The organism is Desulfobacter sp., assembly GCA_028768525.1.
Taxonomy (GTDB): Bacteria; Desulfobacterota; Desulfobacteria; order Desulfobacterales; family Desulfobacteraceae; genus Desulfobacter.
In genome coordinates, this window is sequence record CP054837.1 from 4,173,698 (window position 1) to 4,194,841 (window position 21,144).

At 54.3% G+C, this 21,144-nt stretch carries 19 protein-coding genes and 1 tRNA gene; 8 read left to right on the forward strand and 12 right to left on the reverse strand.

The window, feature by feature from the left end; all coding sequences use genetic code 11:
* The 3 genes from HUN04_18530 to serB are packed head-to-tail and all read left to right on the forward strand — an operon-like array spanning position 1 to position 3,074.
* Complete coding sequence (locus HUN04_18530; GenBank protein ID WDP91588.1) at positions 1–1,323, forward strand: CCA tRNA nucleotidyltransferase; 1,323 nt, start codon at positions 1–3, stop codon at positions 1,321–1,323.
* Complete coding sequence (locus tag HUN04_18535) at positions 1,320–1,811, forward strand: DUF89 family protein (GenBank protein ID WDP91589.1); 492 nt, start codon at positions 1,320–1,322, stop codon at positions 1,809–1,811. The genes HUN04_18530 and HUN04_18535 overlap by 4 nt, the downstream gene beginning before the upstream one ends.
* Positions 1,812–1,844: 33 nt before the next feature.
* Positions 1,845–3,074, forward strand: a complete 1,230-nt coding sequence (gene serB / locus HUN04_18540) for a phosphoserine phosphatase SerB (protein ID WDP91590.1) — start codon at positions 1,845–1,847, stop codon at positions 3,072–3,074.
* A 21-nt stretch (positions 3,075–3,095) separates the two neighbouring features.
* Here the strand turns inward: serB and HUN04_18545 are convergent, their stop codons facing one another.
* The 7 genes from HUN04_18545 to mnmG form a co-directional block, all read right to left on the reverse strand.
* On the reverse strand, positions 3,096–3,488 hold the full coding sequence (locus HUN04_18545) for a 6-carboxytetrahydropterin synthase (GenBank protein ID WDP91591.1): 393 nt from the start codon (positions 3,486–3,488) through the stop codon (positions 3,096–3,098).
* A 176-nt stretch (positions 3,489–3,664) separates the two neighbouring features.
* Positions 3,665–3,886, reverse strand: coding sequence for a hypothetical protein (locus tag HUN04_18550; protein WDP91592.1), 222 nt, complete (start codon positions 3,884–3,886; stop codon positions 3,665–3,667).
* 96 nt (positions 3,887–3,982) lie between these two features.
* Positions 3,983–4,059: transfer RNA gene (locus HUN04_18555), tRNA-Met, on the reverse strand.
* Between the two features lie 50 nt (positions 4,060–4,109).
* Entirely contained in the window at positions 4,110–5,915 is a 1,806-nt protein-coding gene (locus HUN04_18560) for a zinc-ribbon domain-containing protein (protein ID WDP93340.1), read from the reverse strand.
* Positions 5,916–5,933: 18 nt separating this feature from the next.
* A complete protein-coding gene (hpt, locus tag HUN04_18565; protein ID WDP91593.1) occupies positions 5,934–6,449 on the reverse strand; it encodes a hypoxanthine phosphoribosyltransferase in 516 nt (171 codons plus the stop codon).
* A 6-nt stretch (positions 6,450–6,455) separates the two neighbouring features.
* Positions 6,456–7,424, reverse strand: coding sequence for a J domain-containing protein (locus HUN04_18570; GenBank protein WDP91594.1), 969 nt, complete (start codon positions 7,422–7,424; stop codon positions 6,456–6,458).
* 92 nt (positions 7,425–7,516) lie between these two features.
* Complete coding sequence (gene mnmG, locus HUN04_18575; protein ID WDP91595.1) at positions 7,517–9,400, reverse strand: tRNA uridine-5-carboxymethylaminomethyl(34) synthesis enzyme MnmG; 1,884 nt, start codon at positions 9,398–9,400, stop codon at positions 7,517–7,519.
* 206 nt (positions 9,401–9,606) lie between these two features.
* Between mnmG and HUN04_18580 the strand changes: the two genes are divergently transcribed.
* From HUN04_18580 to HUN04_18600, 5 genes are all read left to right on the forward strand, one after another.
* A complete protein-coding gene (locus HUN04_18580; protein WDP91596.1) occupies positions 9,607–11,748 on the forward strand; it encodes a response regulator in 2,142 nt (713 codons plus the stop codon).
* Between the two features lie 116 nt (positions 11,749–11,864).
* A complete protein-coding gene (locus tag HUN04_18585; GenBank protein ID WDP91597.1) occupies positions 11,865–12,593 on the forward strand; it encodes a transporter substrate-binding domain-containing protein in 729 nt (242 codons plus the stop codon).
* 137 nt (positions 12,594–12,730) lie between these two features.
* Positions 12,731–13,651 carry a TIGR01212 family radical SAM protein gene (locus HUN04_18590; GenBank protein WDP91598.1) on the forward strand — a complete coding sequence of 307 codons (921 nt, stop codon included), beginning with the start codon at positions 12,731–12,733 and terminating at the stop codon, positions 13,649–13,651.
* A 27-nt stretch (positions 13,652–13,678) separates the two neighbouring features.
* Positions 13,679–14,461, forward strand: coding sequence for a crotonase/enoyl-CoA hydratase family protein (locus HUN04_18595; protein WDP91599.1), 783 nt, complete (start codon positions 13,679–13,681; stop codon positions 14,459–14,461).
* 199 nt (positions 14,462–14,660) lie between these two features.
* Entirely contained in the window at positions 14,661–16,238 is a 1,578-nt protein-coding gene (locus HUN04_18600) for a response regulator (GenBank protein WDP91600.1), read from the forward strand.
* Between the two features lie 10 nt (positions 16,239–16,248).
* Here the strand turns inward: HUN04_18600 and HUN04_18605 are convergent, their stop codons facing one another.
* From HUN04_18605 to HUN04_18625, 5 genes are all read right to left on the reverse strand, one after another.
* Complete coding sequence (locus HUN04_18605) at positions 16,249–17,280, reverse strand: MBL fold metallo-hydrolase (protein WDP91601.1); 1,032 nt, start codon at positions 17,278–17,280, stop codon at positions 16,249–16,251.
* Positions 17,281–17,368: 88 nt separating this feature from the next.
* Positions 17,369–17,941 carry a TetR/AcrR family transcriptional regulator gene (locus HUN04_18610; protein WDP91602.1) on the reverse strand — a complete coding sequence of 191 codons (573 nt, stop codon included), beginning with the start codon at positions 17,939–17,941 and terminating at the stop codon, positions 17,369–17,371.
* Between the two features lie 56 nt (positions 17,942–17,997).
* Positions 17,998–18,699 carry a thermonuclease family protein gene (locus HUN04_18615; protein ID WDP91603.1) on the reverse strand — a complete coding sequence of 234 codons (702 nt, stop codon included), beginning with the start codon at positions 18,697–18,699 and terminating at the stop codon, positions 17,998–18,000.
* Between the two features lie 93 nt (positions 18,700–18,792).
* Positions 18,793–19,638 (reverse strand): D-amino-acid transaminase, encoded by an 846-nt coding sequence (gene dat, locus HUN04_18620; GenBank protein ID WDP91604.1) that lies wholly within the window; start codon positions 19,636–19,638, stop codon positions 18,793–18,795.
* 26 nt (positions 19,639–19,664) lie between these two features.
* On the reverse strand, positions 19,665–21,068 hold the full coding sequence (locus HUN04_18625) for an amidophosphoribosyltransferase (protein ID WDP91605.1): 1,404 nt from the start codon (positions 21,066–21,068) through the stop codon (positions 19,665–19,667).
* Positions 21,069–21,144 lie beyond the last annotated feature (76 nt).

Here is a 21,144-nt window from a genome sequence, read left to right on the forward strand (position 1 = left end):
ATGGACGACCTTGTCACAGTGCTGGATGCCGTGGCGGATCGGAAGGATATCCGCCTGATCCTGGACCGGCTGGCCACCGCCGGACACAGGGTGCTGCTGGTGGGCGGTGCCGTGAGGGACGGACTGATGGGCCTTGTGCCCGGGGATGTGGATCTGGTCACCGATGCCCCGAATGAAAGGGTGGGACAATTATTCCGGGATCAGAAAACCCGGCTGGTGGGGGTAAGCTTTGCCGTGAACCTGGTCAATGGGGTGGAAGTGGCCTCCTGCCGGACCGGGTCGGATTTTCCCGTTTCAGACCTTTCCGCCCGGGACCTGACCATCAATTCCATGGCATGGGACCCTGCCCGCCGGATGCTTCTGGATCCCTTCAACGGCCGCAATGACCTTGAAAATCGCATCATACGGTTTACGGGAGATTCGGAAGAGCGGATAGCGGCAGATCCCCTGCGCATGGTCCGGGCCTGCCGGTTTGCCGCCCGGTTCGGTGCTGAAATAGAACCGGCATCCCGTGCAGCCATCCGGGCACGGCGCCAATGGATAGCCGACCGCACCGCAGGGGAGCGCCTCCGCATGGAAGTGGTCAAGGCCATGGCCCTGGCTGCCCCCTCTCAGTTTTTCAGCCTTCTCCATGAGACCGGCCTTCTGGCCCATATCTTCCCCAGCCTGGACCGGTGCCACGGCCTGGACGGGGGCCCCTTTCACGGAGAGAGCGTATTTGAGCACTGTCTGCTGGTGGGGGATGCCCTGCCGTCCCGGCAGCCCCTGCTTCGTCTGGCCGGGTATCTCCATGATACAGGAAAATTTGATGCCGCCCGGATCAAGGACGGTAAATTGACCTTTGCCGGCCATGAAAAGTGCCGGGAGGCTGTGGAAAGGGATTTGATGCGCCTTCGTTTTTCCAACAAAGAACGAGCATATATGCTCTCGTTGATACAGGCCCATATGCGTCCCCTCAATGCCGATTCCACCCCCAGGGCGGTGCGGCGGCTAATGGCCATGCTCGATGACCTGCAGATATCCCACCGGGATTTTCTGCGTATGAGAATCGCGGATAAAAAGGGAAATCTGGCCAAATCCCCCTACACCTTTCCGGATATCCGTATCCGCCTTCACAAGATCCGGGACGCCGTGGAGAAGCAGACGGCATTCAATATCAATGACCTTGAGATTTCGGGGCGGGAGATTCAGGAGATTCTGGGCCTGGAACAGGGGCCGGATATCGGCACTGCCAAAGCCCGGCTTTTTGAGATGGTGCTGGAAAATCCCCATCTGAATGTACATGGAGAGTTGATCCGGCTGGCCAAGGAGATGAAAGCATGAACCTTCACCCCGATTGTTACCCCTGCCTGGCGCGGAATGCCCTGGATGCGGCCCGTTTAAGGCAGGCCGTGGACCGGGCCGGAAAGATCCTATGGATCGGGGACAATGCCGGAGAAATCGTATTTGACAAGCTGCTCCTTGAAGAAATGGACTGCAGCAAAGTGGTGTACGGGGTAAGGGGCGGCCCCGTTCAAAATGACGCCACCATGGCCGATGCCAGGGCCGCGGGGCTGACAGATATGGTAAAGGTCATTGACTCCGGCACCGCCGTTCCCGGCACCTTTCTGCCGGATTGTTCCGCTGAATTCAAGGACGCATACCGGGCGGCGGACCTGATCATTTCAAAGGGCCAGGGCAATTTTGAAACCCTGGACTGCCGGGATGCCCGGATATTCTTTCTGCTCAAGGCCAAATGCCCGGTGGTGGCGGCCTGGGGCGGCTGGAACCTGGGAGATGTGGTGGTGAAGGGAACTGAAAAAGCAATTTAAACCGAAGTTACAAATCAAGCGCAAGGAAAAACAATGGGTGATATCGTTCTCATTAATATAAGCGGCAGGGACAGAACCGGGCTGGACGCCAAATTCACAGGTATCCTGGCCCAGTACAATGTAACCATCCTGGATATCGGCCAATCCGTGATACATGAGCATATTTCATTGGGCATTCTGGCTGAAATCCCCTGCGCTTCAGATTTTTCGCTGATCTTCAAGGACATGCTTTTTGAAGGGTATAATATGGGACTCTCCGTGAACATCACGCCGGTGGAACAGGAGAATTACGAAAACTGGGTCCATGCCCAGGGCAAAGAACGGCGGATTATCACTATACTGGGGCGGAATATCACGTCCCGTCAGATTTCCGCTGTGGCCTCGGTGATTGCCGACAACGGGCTGAATATCGATTATATCACCCGCCTGTCCGGGCGGCGATCCGTTAAGAAACCCTCCCCTGATTCCAGGGCCAGCATCCAGTTTTCAGTCTCCGGCACCCCCACGGATATCACGGACATGCGCGGGGAGTTCATGAAGATCTCCCAGACCCTGGGGATTGATATCTCTTTCCATGTGGACAATATCTACCGGAAAAACCGGAAACTGGTGGTGTTTGACATGGATTCCACCCTGATCCAGGCCGAAGTGATTGTGGAACTGGCCAAACTGGCAGGCGTGGGCGATGAAGTGGACCGGATCACCGAGGCGGCCATGCGGGGGGAGATGGATTTCAAGGAAAGTTTCCGCAGGCGGGTGGCCCTGCTGAAGGGACTGAAGGAAGAGGATATCCGCGGACTTGCCCAGCGGCTGCCACTTTCCGAAGGCGCCGGGCTGGTCACCCGGACCCTCAAAAACCTGGGATATAAACTGGGCATCCTGTCCGGCGGATTCACCTTTGTGGGGGAATACCTCAAGGATCTCCTGGGGTTTGACTATGTCTATGCCAATGATCTGGAAATCAAAGATGGTGTGGTCACAGGAGAGGTAAAGGGAGATATCGTGGACGGTGAGAGAAAGGCCAGTCTGCTCAGGGAAATCGCCCAAAGGGAGAAATTATCCATCCAGCAGACCATTGCCGTGGGTGACGGGGCCAACGACCTGCCCATGATCTCCATCGCCGGCCTGGGCGTGGCTTACAATGCCAAACCCGTGGTCCGGGAAAAGGCCGCCAACGCCATCTCCACCATGGGCCTGGACGGGCTTTTATACCTGCTGGGCATCCACGAACGGGAGATCAGCCAGTCCAACGGCAACGCCTGAGGGGCGGCAGGTCTGCACCAGTTATTCCCCGGGCTTTACTTCGCTGTAGGCGACCCCGCAGTCCGGGGTTTCAAATACCTTTACTTTTTTTACGGTTATTCTATCCGTGTTTAAGCACCTGCCCAGTTCCGCGTAGAGGAATTTTGCCAGGTTTTCGGCCGTGGGATTGATGCTGCCGAATTCAACCACATCGTTGAGGTTGGTGTCGTTCAACCGTCCCAGCACATCTCCCACCACCTTTTTAACGTCCTTGAAGTCCATACCCACCCCCAGACGGTTCAAGGTACTGCACCTGAGCTTTACCTCCACCCCCCATTTATGGCCGTGGGTTTGCGCACTTTTGCCGTCGTAGCCCCTCAGGGAATGGTCGGCGGTGAACTGGTCTTTCACATGGATATCATATACACCCGGCATAGGCATCTCCCGGAACATGCAATGGGTTGACGGATAAACAGAGCCTATCACAAACCCGGTCTGAAATCAAAACCGAGGCCGGAGCAGCTTCCGGGCAATGGCGTCTGTCACCGGAACAGCCACGCCCCAGGGCTGAATCCGGGTGTTACATGCGGCGGCCCTGTGGTGGACGGGTTTTATGAAACCAGCGAGGGTTTCATGAGTGTGGCAACCGTGTTGACCGCCGCCGCCCGGATAGCCGTCGTTGTCTTTTCAATATCCCGCACCAATACTTCCAGGTGGGCCTGTGTGGCCGGGTCCAGCCGGTCCCAGGTGATCCAGGTGTCTGTCAGTTCATCATGAACATAGGCACCAACCTCGACTTCAACAGATGTGGTTTCGTCCAATTCTATTCTCATTTGTTTTCCCGGTCTGCCATCAGGCGCCAAAAACGCCCGGCAGTTTTTTTTGCAAAAAAAAAAGCCCCTGATAAAAATCAGGGGCCTTGTATTATCTGGTAGCGAAGCAGGGACTTGAACCCCGGACTCTGCGGATATGAGCCGCATGCTCTGACCAACTGAGCTACTTCGCCAAAAAACTCGGGTAAGATATCATTGAGTTTTGACTTTGTCAAATGATATTTTAATTTTTTTGGTCCTGTGCATTAAAATGTATGACCTCTACCGTAAAATTAGTCAGATTCTCCGGCAGGTTGGAAAATACCAGCATAAACAGCACCGATTTTCCGGGCTTAACGTTTACATTGGCATTCTGCAGGCCGTTTTTATTACTCAATTGGCTTGTGATATCTGAAATATTGCCTTTCTTCAGTATCTCTTCGGGTACGATATTGCCGCAAAATGCGGTCTGGGTCCCGACTTTTGCCTTTTTCTTGTCCAGCAGGGTCCCCTTTACTTTGATGTTGCTGTAGGCAATTTGTGACGGATTGTCGATGCGCCCGGTTACAATGAATAATTCACCGGCTGTGGCGTTTGATACAAACCGGCCATTAATGCTGGGTTCGTTGGGTACTGGTTTTAATTGCGGTACGGGCTGGGGCGCCGGTTTCAGGGCATCCGTTATATATGGGATGTTGATTTGTGAAAGAAAAGGGATATCCGCTCCAAGTTTCAAACTGGCAATGTAAGCGGCAATAACCAGCAGAAACAGGAGAAACAGAATTTTCACGGGAGCGCCCATGGCGCTTTTTTTCCTTGCCGGTTTTTTTCCATCATCGGCAATGGCCGGGCCGCCAATGAGCATTTCGTCTTCAGTGTCGTCTGGGGCTTCCAGGTCTTCGGGGCCGGATTCATCGGAGATATCCGTAGGCTCCTCTTCCAGTTCCGGGTCCGGGATCACCTCTTCTGTTCCAGGATCCGAGTCAAGAACGGCGTCGTATTCGGCGAACTTTTCTCCATCTGCATCCTGGTTTGCAGCCTCTTCATCAAGTTCCGGAATCTCTTCTTCCATGAAAAAGTCCGGCTCGACTTCCAGTTCCAATTCCGGCTCGAACTCCTCTTCATCCAGGGCTTTGGGGGCGGCTTCAAATCCGTCTTCTATTTCAAGGTCGCCTCCCAGATCTCCAAGATCCTCCAGATCATCAAGGCTGTCTGATGATTCTTCAAATACGAGGTCTGCATCGGGGTCGTCTTCAAATACAAGTTCCAGCCCGTCATCAAGATCGTCGTCTTCCAATTGAATATCGTCCACGCCTGCCTGGGGGGCCTGCGGAGCATCTATATCCAGGGAAAGCCCATCGTCCTCTTCTCCGTCGAAACTGATTTCAATGTCAGCGGATTCCTCTGCCGGCGCGTCTGCCTCTTCAATGGGCTCTATATCTTCGATTTCCAGGTCCAGCGGTTCAAGGTCCAGGTCTCCTTCTGCCAGTTCCAGATCACTGTCTGCAAGGACGGGGGCTGCGCCCTGGAGGGCCGGTGCCGGCTCTTCTTCCAGATCTTGGTCGGGTTCAGCTTCGGGGATGTCCAGTTCCAGGTCTCCGTCGTCCGGTTCGGAAATGTCCATTTCTTCAGGAATATCCATTTCAAGTCCGGTGTCCAGGTCCTCTTCCTGGGGCTCGTCGAAATTTGATTCCGGAAAGTCTGAATCTTCAAAATCAGGGGCTTCGTCGAATTCCACCTCGTCAAAGTCGATATCCTGATCCTCGAAGTCAAAGCTCTCTTCCTGGGAAAATTCCATTTCAAGCTCTTCTTCGCTGTCCGGGGCGTCAAAAGGGATGTCGCCGGAACCGTCGTCGGCAGGAAGATTGTCCGGTTCATCAAAGTCAAAATCCACTGGAGCATCAAAATCCTCATCCCCGGTATCAGGCAGTTCGGGCAACGCCGTGAAAACATGTTTGCACTGGCTGCACCTTACCTTGGAGCCCTGGGGCTGGATCAGGGAATCGTCCAGAGTGAACCGGGTCGAGCATTTTTCACAGGTGATTATCATTGCACATCCCCTTATCTTCTATAATTTTAAATCAAAGATTGCAGGCAGATTCCTGTATTTTTCATTGTAATCAAGTCCATAGCCTACGATAAAGCCTTTTTCAAGGGAAAAGCATGAATAATTCACATCCAGTTCCACTTCCCTGCGCTCATGCTTGTCGATGAGGGTGCAAATCTTAACGGAATTGGGGTTGAGCAGCTTTACAAATTCAACGATTTTGTGCAGGGTCAGTCCGGTGTCGACAATATCTTCCACCAAAAGGACATCCCTGCCTTCAAGTTCAAGGTCGGGCTGTTTGGTGAATACGATCTGGCCGGTGGTGGAGGTGCCTTCATAGGAGGACGCACCGATGAGGTCGATCTCATGGTCAATGGTAATCTGCCGGGTCAGGTCCGACAGAAAAATGAAAGAGCCCTTGAGGACTCCCACAAGCACAAGGTCAAGGCCTTCATAGTCTTGGCTAATCCGTTTCCCGATTTCCCGGGTTTTTTCTTTGATTTCTGCTTCGGAAATCAGGGGAATGAATTCAGGCATGTTTGATTATAATCCTGTTTCTTTGAGTTGATTGATCAGTTCCTTCTGGTGCTGGTCTAAATTTTTAGGCATCATTATATTAACCACAACAAAGAGATCTCCGCAACCATTTCCTTTCATATGGGGGATTCCCATGCCCGGAAGCCTCATTTTTGCCTTGTGGCTGGTGCCGGGGGGCAGGGTGAGGTTGAAGGTTTTTCCCGCCGGCGTGGTGACCTCTATTTTGTCTCCGAGCAGGGCCTGGGTGAGGCGGACATCCCGGTCCATGGAAATATTGTTCTCCTCAATGGTCACGCCCTGGGGCAGGGTGGGGGCCGACTTAATATAAAGGTTGCCGGCAGGCCCGCCGTTGGGGCTGGGTTCGCCTTTGCCGGCCAGGCGGATCTTTTTGCCCTGGGTCAGGCCTTTGGGGATTTTGACCTCAATGGCCTTGGCCTGGCCGCCCTGGTTAATGGTAATGGTCTTTTTGCTGCCGTTGATAAGTTCATCAAGGGTCAGGGGGATTTCGTATTCAAGGTCTTTGCCCCGGACCGGGGCCTGACGGCTGCCTCCGCCGCATCCTCCTCCGCCCATGTTTCCGAAAAAGGGGTTGCCGCCCATGCCGGAGAATCCACCCCGGGGGCCGCCTCCGCCGAAGCCTCCGGAAAAACCGCCGCCCCGGCCGAAGCTTGCGCCGCCCCCGCCGAATCCGAACTCTTTGAGGATATCCCCGAGATCGAAATTCCGGAAGATGTCCTCCTGGGAAAACCGCTGCTGGAAGTCCGCCGATCCATAGGTGTCGTACTGCTGTTTTTTCTCCGGGTCCGAAAGCACGGCATAGGCTTCGGATATTTTTTTGAATTTATCCTCAAGGGCTTTGTCCCCCTTGGTTTTGTCCGGGTGGTATTTCAGGGCCAGTTTCCGGTAGGCCTTTTTAATCTCCGATGCGGAGGCTGTTTTATTAACGCCTAGGATTTTATAATAATCATCAGCCATTGTGTCTGTCGTCCTCAAAAATGGGGTTAAGTGTAATCAAATCGTTTTGAGTCTAAATGTAAGTGTCAACCCGTTGAAGTCAACCCGATGAATCAAGGGGTCCGGCCCTGGTGGAATGCGGTGATGGCCACCATGAGCACGGATATGGCTGCCGGGGTCATGCCGTCGATGCGGGAGGCCTGGCCCAGGGAGGCCGGCTGCACCCGGTTAAGTTTCTCCCGGATTTCATTGGAGAGGCCGTGGGCCGTATCGTAGGTAAATCCGTCAGGGATTTTGATTTTTTCCAGGTCCTGGAATTTTTTGATCTCATTGTACTGGCGTTTGATATAGCCTTCGTACTTGACCTCGATTTCCACCTGCTGGGCGGCCCGGTTGTGGACCGGTTCCGGTGGGGGGGATATCTGTTTCAGGATACCGTAGTTCAGTTCCGCCCGCTTGAGAAGCTGTTCTAGCTTGACCCCGTTGGTGATGGGGTTGGTATTGTGCCGGGCGAGGAATTCGTTGTTTTCCGTGCTGGGTTTGACCACGGCCTTCTTGACCCGTTCTGTTTCGACGGCGGCCTGGGCCAGGATCTCACGGGCGAAGTCCAGGGCCTCTTTGGTGATCAGCCCGTATTCAAACCCGGCTTCGGCCAGGCGCAGGTCGGCATTGTCTTCCCGGAGCATGAGCCGGTATTCGGCCCGGGAGGTGAACATCCGGTAGGGTTCTTTGGTGCCCCGGGTGACCAGGTCGTCCACCATCACGCCCATATAGGCCTGGGACCGGTCCAGAATAAAGGCCGGCCGCTTCTGGACCCGGGCAGCGGCGTTGACGCCGGCCCACAGCCCCTGGGCCCCGGCCTCCTCGTAGCCTGAGGTGCCGTTGATCTGGCCGGCCAGGAACAGGCCCCGTACCTTTTTGGTTTCCAGGGCCGGGGTGAGTTCCATGGGATTGATATAGTCGTATTCAATGGCATAGGCCGGCCGCATGATCTGGGCCTGTTCCAGGCCCTTGACGGAACGGACCACCTGGTACTGGATTTCCAGGGGCAGGCTGTTTCCCAGGCCCGAAGCGTAGATCTCCTTGGAGTCGATGCCCTCGTACTCCAAAATGACATGGTGGGACTCCCGGTCCGGGAATTTGACGATTTTGTCTTCAAATGAGGGGCAATACCGGGCCGACTGCCCTTTGATATGGCCCCCGTAGAGGGCGGAGAACTCAAGGTTTTTCCGGACGATCTCGTGGGTCTGTGCATTGGTCTCCCCCATGAAACTGGGCAGCATGGGGGTGGTAATTTCCGTGGTGGTGTACGAGAATGGCTTGGGCACCTCGTCTGAGCCGTGGACGTTGAACTGGGAAAAGTCAATGGAGTCGGCATGGAGCCGGGGCGGGGTCCCGGTTTTCATCCGGCCCACGGAAAGACCGATTTTTTCAAGGTCCCGGGCCAGCCCGATGGAGGCAAACTCCCCGGCCCGCCCGGCTTCGATTCTGGATGCGCCGATGTGGACGGTGCCCCGTAAAAAGGTGCCCGTGGTGATGACGATGCTGGGGGCGAAATATTCAAATCCCGTCTGGTCGGCAAGACCCTTCACCTCGTTGTTTTCAAGGATCAGGATCTCCACCATGGCCTGCTTCAGGTCCAGGTTGTCCGTCTTTTCAATCCGGGCCTTCATGTGGCGGGAGTACATATTTTTATCGTTCTGGGTCCGGGTGGAGTGGACGGCCGGGCCTTTCCGGGTATTCAGGGTCCGGTACTGGATGGCCGATGAATCCGTAATCTTGGCCATCTGCCCGCCCAGTGCGTCGATTTCCTTAACCAGCTGGCCCTTGGCCATGCCGCCGATGGAGGGGCTGCAGGGCATGGCCGCGATCTTGTCCATATCAATGGTGAGCAGCAGGGTGTCACATCCCATGCGGGCGGATGCCAGGGCAGCTTCACACCCGGCATGGCCGGCGCCGACCACAATAACGTCGTATCTGTTTTTGTAAAAATTCATAACCTCCTAAAATACATTATATATGGGGCGTGGGTCAAGATTATTGGCGTGTTTTTGAAAAATGGCGGAGGCGTTGGCGGCTAACCTTTCGAAAACAAATGTTTCGTGGTACTTTTACGCCAGACATATTTTTAGAGGGGGCGCCGATTCAATCAAGGATCGGCAGCCTGCGTCTAATGCCATTGGGCAATAGGGATTAACTGAGAATGAAATTGGTATCAAAATTGTTGCAGCGACTGAATCCGCCGCCCTTTTCAACTGAAAAGGAAAGCAGAAAAGCTTCGACCCTTTTTTTGATAATAAAGGCGAGTTTTATTGGGATTTCCGTTATCCTTGGCGTCCGTATCATGGGGGCGGAATCGGAATTCTATCTGATTCCCCCTCTTTTGGCCAGCCTCGGCCTTCTGCTGTTTTCTCATTTCCTTCTTTTGTCAAAGCGGCTCGAACCGGCTTCTTACACCCTGGTCGGAACATTCCTTGGCTTATGCTGCTATCTTGTCATTGTTGGCGGGAATGGTTACCATGACACCGCCCTTTTCGCCGTACCGGGCCTTCTCATAGTGGCTGGCATGGTATTGAGGAAAAAGCAGTTTTACATATTCACTTTGGTGCCATTATTATTGATCGCCCTTCTTGTTGTGGTGGAAAACCTTGGCATCTACGAGACAAAATTTTCCCACCTGGTTTCTCCCTATGACGGCATTGATATTATTGTTGTCATTGCGATTACCGCTCTTTCAGTCCGCATCCTTACGGATAATCTGGTCAGGTCGCTCCAGCGTGCAAAAAGAAACGAGAAGGCACTTCAGGAAAGCGAAGACAAATACCGGAACCTTGTTCAATATGCCCCAACCGGGATCTACGAATTCGATATGGAGAATTTGGAATTCATTAGCGTCAACGATGTGATGTGTGAATATACCGGATACTCAAAAGAGGAATTTTTAAGACTCAATCCCTTTGATATTTTAAGTGATGACAGCAAGACCACCCTGGAAAATTTAATTAACACGGTTTTTTCAGAAAATCCGGAAGAACTGGCTGCGGAATACAAGATCAAGGGGAAGAATCAGAGGGAATTCTGGGTCTTGTCCAATGCAAAATTTTTTTATGAGGCGGGGGTGCCCAAGCGGGCCATGGCGGTTGTCCATGATTTGACTGATATCCGGCAGTCGGAAGAGGAACGGCACAAGCTTGAAACCCAGCTATACCAGGCGCGCAAAATGGAAGCAATCGGCACCCTTGCCGGGGGGATTGCCCATGACTTCAATAATATTCTTTCAGGGATAATCGGATATTCCCAATTGGCCAAAAACCATGTGGATAATCCGCAAAAGGCGATCAGGAGTATTGATCAGTCACTGAAAGGGGCAAAAAGAGCGGCCGAGCTTGTCCAGCAGATATTGACCTTCAGCAGGAAGACCGAATACCAAAAAAAGCCTTTATGCATATCCTTTGAAATCAATGAGGCGTTAAAGCTTTTACGGTCTACCATCCCCAGCACCATTGACATCGTGAAGAATTTGAATTCCGAATCCATGATTTCTGCCGATCCGGGAAAGATTCATCAATTGGTCATGAACCTTTGCACAAATGCATATCATGCCATGAAAGAGAGAGGGGGGAGGCTGACAGTCATTTTGACGGAGGTTGATATCCTTGGCCCAAAGCAATCGCAAAATGGAGACATCCTTCCCGGAAAATATGTGAAACTGGAAGTCAGCGATACAGGACACGGCATGGGCGAAAAGGAAATAGAAAAAGCTTTTGACCCTTATTATACAACAAAGCAGATGGGCGAAGGGACAGGCTTCGGTCTTGCAATTGTTCAGGCCGTTGTGGATGAACATGATGGCCATATAGAGGTGAAAAGTGATCCTGGCAAAGGAACCCGTTTCTACATCTATTTTCCGATTGTTACAAAGGATGTTGAGCCGGCGGATTCCTCTATGGAGGGGCCCGCTTCATTAACAGGAAGTGAGAGAATCATGTTTGTCGATGATGAAAGGCCGATCAGGGAAATCGCCAAGGAGAGTTTAGAAAATCTTGGATATGAAGTGGATCTGAGCAGAAACGGCTTTGAGGCGCTGCAGGCGGTTAAAGAAGATACCAGCCGGTTTGACTTGATCGTCACCGACATGAATATGCCTGTAATGGCAGGGGATGTACTCACTGCTGAATTGAAGAGTTTAAACCCTGATATCCCCATTATCATGTGTACCGGATTTGGCGATACCATGACCGAAGAAAAGGCCGCAGCCCTTGGTATCAGCGCATACCTGGGAAAACCGGTGGAGATGGTGGATCTTTGTCAAAAAATGCGTCAAGTACTGGATGAAAAAAGATAGATTGACTGGGCTTTACAGCCATCATCAATGTTGTTATGCTCTTTTTAAGCAAACGCTCCAACCGGTTCCAGCCAGATTGTTTTAAAGTCAATTCATCAAAACAAAGTAGGTAAGGGATGCGTTTATCGATTCAAATCATATTGTTGTCCTTTGTCATGGCCTTGTTTTCAGGTCCGGTCAATGCCGAGACATATGTTTGCGGCATTGCTTCGGGGTATCCCCCCTATCAGTTCCAGCGCTATGGGACGGCCGCCGGATTGGATGCCGAAGTTGCCAGGCGGATTGGCGAAAAGCTGGGTGTGGAACTGGTTTTTTTTCAGGGAGATTGGGACGATGTCTTCAACCAGTTGCGATTTGGGAAGATTGATTTTATCGCAGGCATGGAAATCAATGAGGTGCGGATGCAGCTCTTTGATTTCAGCCCCCCTTATTACCATCGATATGATGCTGTTTTTGTCCGGGAAAATGAAAGACAGATCCATGGGGTCAAAGATTTATATAACAAGATCATTACAGGCGACAGACATTCATTTTTGGAATTGAGATGGCAGAAAGAGGGCATCAAGGATAAAATCCGGATTATGCAGACCCCAAGCAAGAGAAAGGCCATGCAGTTGCTGGAGGCCGGCAATACCCAGGCGGCCATCATGCCCAGGGCCGTGGGACGTTTTTTGGCAAAGGAGATGGACCTTCCGGTTAGAATCCTGACCACGTCGGATGCGGGCTCCCCTGTCGCCCTGGCAGTTAAAAAGGGGGAACAGGGTCTGCTGGAAAAATTGAATGCCGCGCTGGATGAATTAATTCGGGGTGGAGAACTCCAACAACTCAAAGACAAATGGCTTTAACCCGCCTTGGCCGGCATCCGGCCGGCACCATGAATAATTTCCTCGTTATTTTCAGCAGATACAAGTGGAGATGAAAAAAAAATGGGTTTCTGGTATAGTTCCGCCTTGAAAAATGAATAAGGGAGGCAGGAGCCTGAATGGAAAAAAAGAAACGGTATTCGGATTATAATGCGTATCTGAGGAACCTTTACGGGGAGCGGGTGCAGAAAATTTCAGTGGATGCGGGGATGACCTGCCCCAACCGGGACGGCACCCTTTCCCGGGCTGGCTGCATTTACTGCAATGCCAAGGGGTCCGGCACCGGGGCCTTTGCCAGGGGCCTGTCCATCCGGGAGCAGATCGAACAGGGAAAAATTCCGGCCATGAAAAAATACAAGGCCAAGAAATTTCTGGCCTATTTCCAGTCCTATTCCAATACTTACACCTCGGCGGCCCATATGAAATCCATGTACGATGAGGCCCTGTCCTGTGAGGGGGTGGTGGGCATGGCCGTTGGCACCCGGCCTGATTGTGTGGATGAGGAAAAAATCGCCCTCATTGATTCCTATGCCAAAGATTACCTGGTCTGGCTGGAGTACGGCCTGCAGTCCGTGCACAATTCTTCCCTTGATATCATCAACCGGGGGCACGATTTCAAAGCCTTTGAGGAGGCCATGGCCCTGACTGCGTCCAGGCCGAAAATCAATATCTGCACCCATATCATTCTCGGCCTGCCCGGGGAAGACCGGCAGATGATGCTGGACAGCGCAAAGGTGATCGCCGACCTTGGGGTGAACGGGGTGAAGATCCACCTGCTTTATGTGATCCGGGGGACGGCCTTGGAGCGGATGTATGAAAAGGGGGGCTATACCCCCCTGACGCAGAATGAATACGTTGACCTGGTATGTGATTTTCTGGAGCGGCTGCCCAAAGATGTGATTATCCAGCGGATTACGGGGGACCCCCATGCCGACGAACTGGTGGCCCCTTCCTGGGCCGGCCGGTACAGGGAAACCTTTAATATGATCCAGCGCACCCTGGAGGTCCGGGATTCATACCAGGGGAAATTTATTATTTAACCGCAATAAACGATAAGGGGGCACGAAATGAGTAAAGTTGAAATCCGTACCCAGGGACATGTCCTGCTCATGGGGCTGAACCGGCCGGAAAAAAGGAACGCCTTTGACCTGGAGATGTACCGGGAACTGAGTGCTGCATACGGCCGGCTCCACCGTGACCCTGAACTGCGCTGCGGGCTCCTTTACGCCGAAGGGGAGCATTTTACCGCAGGACTGGACCTGCCCCAGTGGTCACCCTGTTTTTCCCGGGGCAGTTTTCCGGAACTGCCGGAGGACGGGCTGGACCCCCTAGGGCTGGACCCTTCAAACCAGGTGGGAAAACCCATTGTCATGGCGGTCCAGGGTATCTGTCTGACCCTGGGGATTGAATTGCTCCTGGCCACGGATATCCGGGTGGCAGACAAGACCGCCCGGTTCGGCCAGATCGAGATCAAGCGGGGGATATATCCCGTGGGCGGTGCCACCGTACGGCTTCTTCAGGAGGTGGGGTGGGGCAACGCCATGCGCTGGCTGCTCACGGCCGACGAATTCACCGCCGAAGACGCCCTGACCATGGGCCTGGTTCAGGAAGTGGCGGAACAGGGGCAGGCCCTGGATCGCGCCCTCGGGATTGCCCAAACCATTGCAAAACAGGCGCCCCTGGGCGTCGCCGCAACCCTGCGCTCCGCCCGAATCGCAAGGGTTCGCGGGGAGCAGGCCGCCGTTGAGCGGTTGCTCCCGGATTTGCTGCCCCTTATGTCGAGCGATGATGTGAAAGAAGGGCTGGCCTCTTTCATGGAGCGGCGGGAGGCCCGGTTCAAGGGCATATAAGCGGGAATGGCCCAGGGCTTTCGGTGGAAAAAATTTTGCATTGACTTTGGGCCTATTCAGGGATATCTATCTTTTTTGATCATATATATAATTAAACTGGATTGCCGGTTCTCGTTCTGTGTGTCCCATGTTCTGAAAATTCTGACAGTCCTTTGAACCATACCGCCTTGTCGGGCGGGTCGAAAAAAGAGCGTCAACTATGGGTAACAATGTTCTGATTGTGGATGATGAGCCCCGGTTTGCGGCCTCATTAAAATGCTTATTGGAGAAAAAAGGAATTGCGGCTCGGGTATCCTTGAGCGTGGCCGATGCGCTTCTCATGTTTCGCGAAAATCCGGTCAAAGTCGTCATTTCAGATATCCAGATGCCCCGGCAGAATGGATTTGATCTGATGACGGATGTAATCGGTGAAGACAGTCTGACCCAGTTTATTTTCCTCACCGGCTATCCCAGCATCGATTATATCAAACAGGCTTTCCGCCGGAATGCATTTGAATTTTTCAAAAAACCCATTGAGGATGTCAATGTACTGGCCGGCGCCGTGGCAGAGGCCCGTATCAATTACGACCGCCTGAGACAGGATCGGTATACACAGCAGAAACTCCAGAACGAGGCGGCCGTGTTCGGCCACATTCTCGACGGCATCGACACCGGCGTCCTGGTACTGGATATGTCATCCTGCCGGGTGATTTTTGCCAACCGGAGGTTCAATCTGGAGATGGGGCACCCGGAGGACCTGAATCTTTCCGGCAGAAAATGCCTGGAGGTGATCCCGGGGCGGAAAAAGGATCCCTGCCGGGTATGCACCAATTCCCGGATCCTGGACCACCTGGGACGGCCTGCCGGCTCCTTTGAATGGGAGATGGAAAATCCGGTCACCGGCAGCCGATACACGGTCATGGATAAGGCCATTCAGTGGATTGACGGCAGGATCGTCAGGCTGTCCACCTTTTTCAATATCACAGAAAAAAGAAAGCACGAGATTATGTTCAGGGCCTATGAGAAAAAGGTGAGGCGCCTGGCAGAGCTGGAGAATATCGAAACCCTGGCCGGAGGCATTGCCCATCAGTTCAACAATTCCCTCTCCGTTATATCGGGAAACCTGGAGCTGATGGAATTGGAAATGGCCCGGCATGAGAAGAAAATACCCTATACCCGCGCCATGAAGGCCTCTGCCGAAAAAATGGTGGATATGACCGCCTCATTGCTTGCCTATGCCAGGGGGGGCAAGTACCGGGTCCGGGAACTGCGGTTCCATGAAATGGTCAACAGGGCCCTGCATCAGCTTTCCCACGATATTCCGGATCATGTGCAGATCAATAAACAGGTGCCGGAAGCCGGGCTCAGGGTCCGGGTGGATATGGGGCAGATCCGGACCCTTTTGGGCAATATCATTGAAAATGCGGTGGAAGCCGGCGCCGGACGGATTGATATCAGCGGGAGCGGGAAGCCCTCGCCACCGCCCCGGCTCAATGGCACCGACAGGGGAAAGACGGGCCATGGCGCCTACCTCTGCCTGGAGATCCGGGACAATGGCCAGGGCATGGACAGCGATACCCTGGAACGGGTGTTCCAACCCTTTTTCACCACCAAATTCCAGGGCAGGGGGCTGGGGCTGGCGGCGTCCATGGGCATCGTGAAGGGACATCAGGGATTCATTTTCATGGAATCCGAGCCCGGCCGGGGCACCCGGGTATCGGTTCACCTGCCGGTATGGGCCGGTGAAATCCCCGCCATTAAGCCCGAGCAGAAGGGCTTCCGGTTTCAGCATTCATAAACCACTCCGGTCAGTCTTTTACAAATTTTACGGCGTCCGCCTGCCTCGGCCCTGGGTTCTGTTTTGCCAGGGTCTTTTGCATGGGCGCCTCCCACCATGGCCCGCCAAGGCGGTTAAGGGTGACGGTTTCTCCGGCGGCCGGGGTGGCTATGGTGACCCCGGCGGCATCTGCGGCGGCCTTTAGCCGGGCCATGGGCTCATACCAGGGGTGGAGGGCCAGGTTGAATGTCCCCCAATGGACGGGATGGAGGATGCGGCCCCCCAGGTCCAGATGGGCCTGCACCGTTTCTTCGGGATACATGTGGACCCCGTGCCAGGCAGGGTCATAGGCCCCGCATTCAATGAAGGTCATGTCAAAGGGGCCCAGGGCTTTTCCGATGGCGGCAAATCCATTGAAATACCCGGAATCTCCTGAAAAGAAAATGTTATAGCCGGGAGATGCGATGACCCAGGAGGCCCATAGGGTTTGGTTCCGGTCCATCAGGCCCCGGCCGGAAAAATGCTGGGATGGGCAGGCGGTCACCTTCAGTCCTCCCGGTATCTCCATATCATCCCACCAGCCCAGGGCCGTGATTTTTTCCTCCGGCACCCCCCAGGCGGCCAGGCGGCGGTCCACCCCGGTGGGGACAATGAACCGGGCGGCCTTGTCCTTGAGGGCCAGGACGGTGAACTTGTTGAGGTGGTCATAATGGTCGTGGGAGATGATCACCAGGTCCACCCGGGGCAGATCTCCGGGGGCCAGGGGGGGCGGGCCGTTGAACCGGCCGGGCCCGGCAATGGTCACCCTGGATGCCAATACCGGGTCCAGGAGAATCCGGAAACCGTCCATGTTGACCATGAGGGAAGAGTGGCCCAGCCAGGTGCTGTTGAATTCCCCTTTTTCCCGGCGGGAAAAGGGGGCGGTATCCACCGGGGATACGGGCAGGGCGACTTTGGGCGTCCGGTTGTTTTTTGAAAAGATAAACTTGACGGCGGCAGCAAGGGTGCCGCCCGCATCCATGTCCGGTGACCGGCTGTCAAATGTCTGTGCTGATGTGGTCATAACAACTCCTGTGGCGATTAATACAATGATTATAATGGCTGAAGGTTTTAATTGAATGTTCATTTAATAATCATTTAAAATTTTTTGTTTAACGCTTTACGGCATCCCAGGCCAGGTTAAATGCCGTCTCAATACTTTTGTCTGTCAATTCAAAATTCGTACAGAAGCGGGGGTTGGCCAGGGCTTTAACCGGATAGAACATAAAGGCGGCAAGGATGTCAAACTCCACGTCCTTGAGTATTTTCTGTTCAATCCCCCGGGTCATGACCCGGAACATGGGGGCAAAATATGCTTCCACCTTTTCCTTGTCCACCAACCCGCTGTAAGGAGAGTTGGCGAATTGCTCCATGTACTGGAAATATGCCGGATGTTCCGAGGCAAAGGCAAAGGTGTTCATCCACAACTGCTGCAGGCAGTCCCGGATGGGCAGGTCTTCATTAAAGCCCCTGAGCAGGGTCCGGCTCATGAGTTCTTTGATTCTGACATAGGTGGAGACCAGCAATTCCTCTTTGTTTTTATGATAAACGTAGAGTGTGGCCGGGGAAACCTTGGCCGCCTTGGCGATCTTGGATACGGAACTGGCCGCAAAACCGGTCTCGTTGACCATGGCCACCGTGGCCTGGAACAGGGCCTCCTGTTTTATCTCGTCTTTTACTCTCATGGAAAGATAAAATAAACGATCATTCAGTTATTGTCAACCTGGAAGGCAAAAATAGTTCAGGGCCTGCAGATGCCGCAGGGAGAAAATCCTTTGGCAATGGCCGTATCCCGGTGGGAAAAGACGCGGGTGCAGTTTTTGCAGTTAAAATACCGGCAGGAGGGGCGGTGAAATACCCGGGATGACGTATTGCCCCTGTACGCCGAGGCCGCGGCCATACGGGGCCTGGCCTTGTGTGCCGGCGCAGTTGATTGGCCCGGTCCCCAGATATTCAGCCCCCGGGCCCGGGCCCCGGCCTGGGCCGCTGTGAATTGGTTGTGGTAACTGGGGCTGGTGCCGTATTTGGTGTAGTAGGGGGACCAGCCCTTTTGTACCAGTTCCAGGTTGAAATTTTCATGGTCGATGAATACATAGGCCAGAAGCCTGCCGTATTTTCCCCGTTTTCTGCCTTCGAATTCCAGGGCAACCCGTTGGCCTGCCAGACGCTGCCGGGTATAGGCGGCGGCTTTTTTGCCCATCGGGGTATTCCGGGAGGCATCCGGATGCACCGATTCCGGGGTGTCCACATTGAGCAGCCTTATTTTTTCCCGTTTCCCTTTATAGAGGACGGTGATGGTGTCCCCGTCCACCACCTTGACCACGGGGCAGACCGCCCTTCCGGCTGAGGACCTGCCGGGAAGAACGAGCAGGAGGATGAGAACCAGGGCCAGACAGACGGTTCTGGCCGCCCGGAAGCAATAATTACAGGGTGCGTTGTTCATGGTCACAGCGAGAGGTCTCGTAAAATGGATTCAACTCAGTTCCGGCAGGCGATTCAACAGGGGTGAGGCCGGGGTTAACCTTTCAGTCAAAGACTAGGTGTCGCTGATCAGGTCTGTGAACGCATCCTGAAGGGTTCGGGTCACAGGGCCGGGGGCACCGGTGCCCACGGAAGCGCCGTCAATGGACACCACCGGGGTAATTTCCGTGGTGGTTCCGGTGATAAAGGCCTCGGTGACCTTGTCCAGATCTGTCCTGAAGACGGGCCCTTCCCTGAAGGCCAGTCCCTTTTCTGCGGCCAGTTCCAGAATCACCTTCCGGGTGATGCCGTGGAGGATGTAATTGGAGGCCGGGGCCGTGACCAGGCAGCCGTCCATGACGGCAAAGAAATTGGAGTGGGTGCCTTCCATGATTACCCCGTCCCGGACGAAGAGGGCCTCTTTGGCACCCTTTTCAACAGCTTCCTGGTTGGCCAGGACATTGGCCGTGAGGGCCACGGTTTTCATGTCGCACCGGGCCCATCTGTTGTCCGGCACCGTGATCACCGGGATGCCGTCTTCCCGGGAGGTGACGGTTCGGGTGGGGTCGAAGAGGGCCGCGGAGGCGAATACCGTGGGCGCCGGGGACGGATCCGGGAACGCATGGCCCCGGGGCGCCACCCCCCGGGTGATCTGGAAATAGACCGTGGCATCTCCCTTGAGTTCGTTTTTCTCCAGCAGGGTCTCGGCCACCCCCTCCAGGTCGGAAAAATCCGTCACCCCCAGCCGCAGATGGGCGGCTCCCGCATTGAGGCGGTCAATATGGTCTTTGGCCCTGAACAGTTTTTTCCGGTAGGCCCGGATAACCTCATAGAGACCGTCGGCAAATAAAAAGCCCCGGTCGTCCGGAGAAATGGTGATCTCGTCCTTTTCCAGGTATTCACCGTTGAAATATGCAATCATTCTATTATTATCCTTGTCTTTATTATTTAAAAATAGGAAGAGCCGTCCCAGCAGTGGGTACAAAGCTTCTCCTTGGGCAGGCCCACGGCCCGGACCAGGTCGTCCAGGGTCTGGTATCTCAGGCTGGTAAGTTTAAGGCGTTCCACTATTTTTTCAAGCATCCGGCCGTGTTTTTCAGATCCGGCCACGGCATAGTCCCCGAGATCGGCGTCGTCCCTGCCTTCCAGCTCATAGATGGCCCTGCGGCCGGCCAGGTCCAGGGTGGAACGGGAGGTGGAGAAGTTCAAAAATTCACAGGGGTGGATGAGGCAGGGGCAGGCAATGCGCATGTGGACTTCTCTGGCCCCAAATTCGTAGAGGATTTCGGTATTGTCCTGGAGCTGGGTCCCCCGGACCACGGAGTCGTCGCAGAAAATAATCCGTTTGCCCTCAATGATCTCCCGGACGGGAATCAGTTTCATCCGGGCCACAAGGTCCCGCATTTTCTGGTTCTGGGGCATGAAACTCCGGGGCCAGGTGGGGGTGTATTTCACATAGGGGCGCATATAGGGGATGCGGCTTTCATTGGCAAAGCCGATGGCATGGCCGATGCCCGAATCCGGGATGCCGGCCACCAGATCCGCCCCGCAGGTTTCGTTTTTGGCCAGGGCCGCTCCGCAGTTGTAGCGCACCTGTTCGGTATTGATGCCCTCGTAGGTGGATGCGGGGTAGCCGTAATAGACCCAGAGAAAGGAGCAGACCTGCATCTTTTCCCCAGGGGGGCGCACCTGCTCAAAGCCTTCCGGGGTCATTTTGATGATTTCCCCGGGGCCGGGAAAGTATGCGGTTTCAAATCCAAGGTTTGAAAAGGCACTGGACTCGGAGCTGACGGCACAGGCGTTTTCCCGCCGGCCCATGATGAGCGGGGTTCTGCCCAGGCGGTCCCGGGCCGCATAGATGCAGGAATCGGTAAGCACCAGCATGGAGCAGGAGCCCTTGATCCTTTCCTGGGCCAGGGCGATGCCCTCTTCAATGGATGATCCCCGGCAGATCAGGGTGGCCACAAGTTCCGTGGGATTGATGCCCCCCCGGCTGGTTTCGGCAAAATGGATGTTGCCCTTAAGCTCTGCGGCGGCCAGTTCTTCCAGGTTGGCGATTCTGCCCACCATGACCACGGCAAACTGCCCCAGGTGGGAGTGGATGATAATGGGCTGGGAATCGGTGTCGCTGATGACGCCCAGGCCCATGCGTCCCGTAAGCCTGTCCAGACTGGATTCGAATTTGGATCTGAAATAGGCATTTTCCAGGCTGTGGATGGTCCGGTTGAACCGGCCCTCCCCGTATGTGACCAATCCGGCCCGCTTGGTTCCCAAATGGGATAGATAATCCGTTCCGTAAAAGAGTTCCGTATTGCACTCCGCCTTTGACGCACATCCGAAAAGACCGCCCATCTCAACAATTCTCCGTCACTTTAGATTCAATGCCGCGTTAACAAAACATCCCTCACTTAATCGAATCATTAATGTA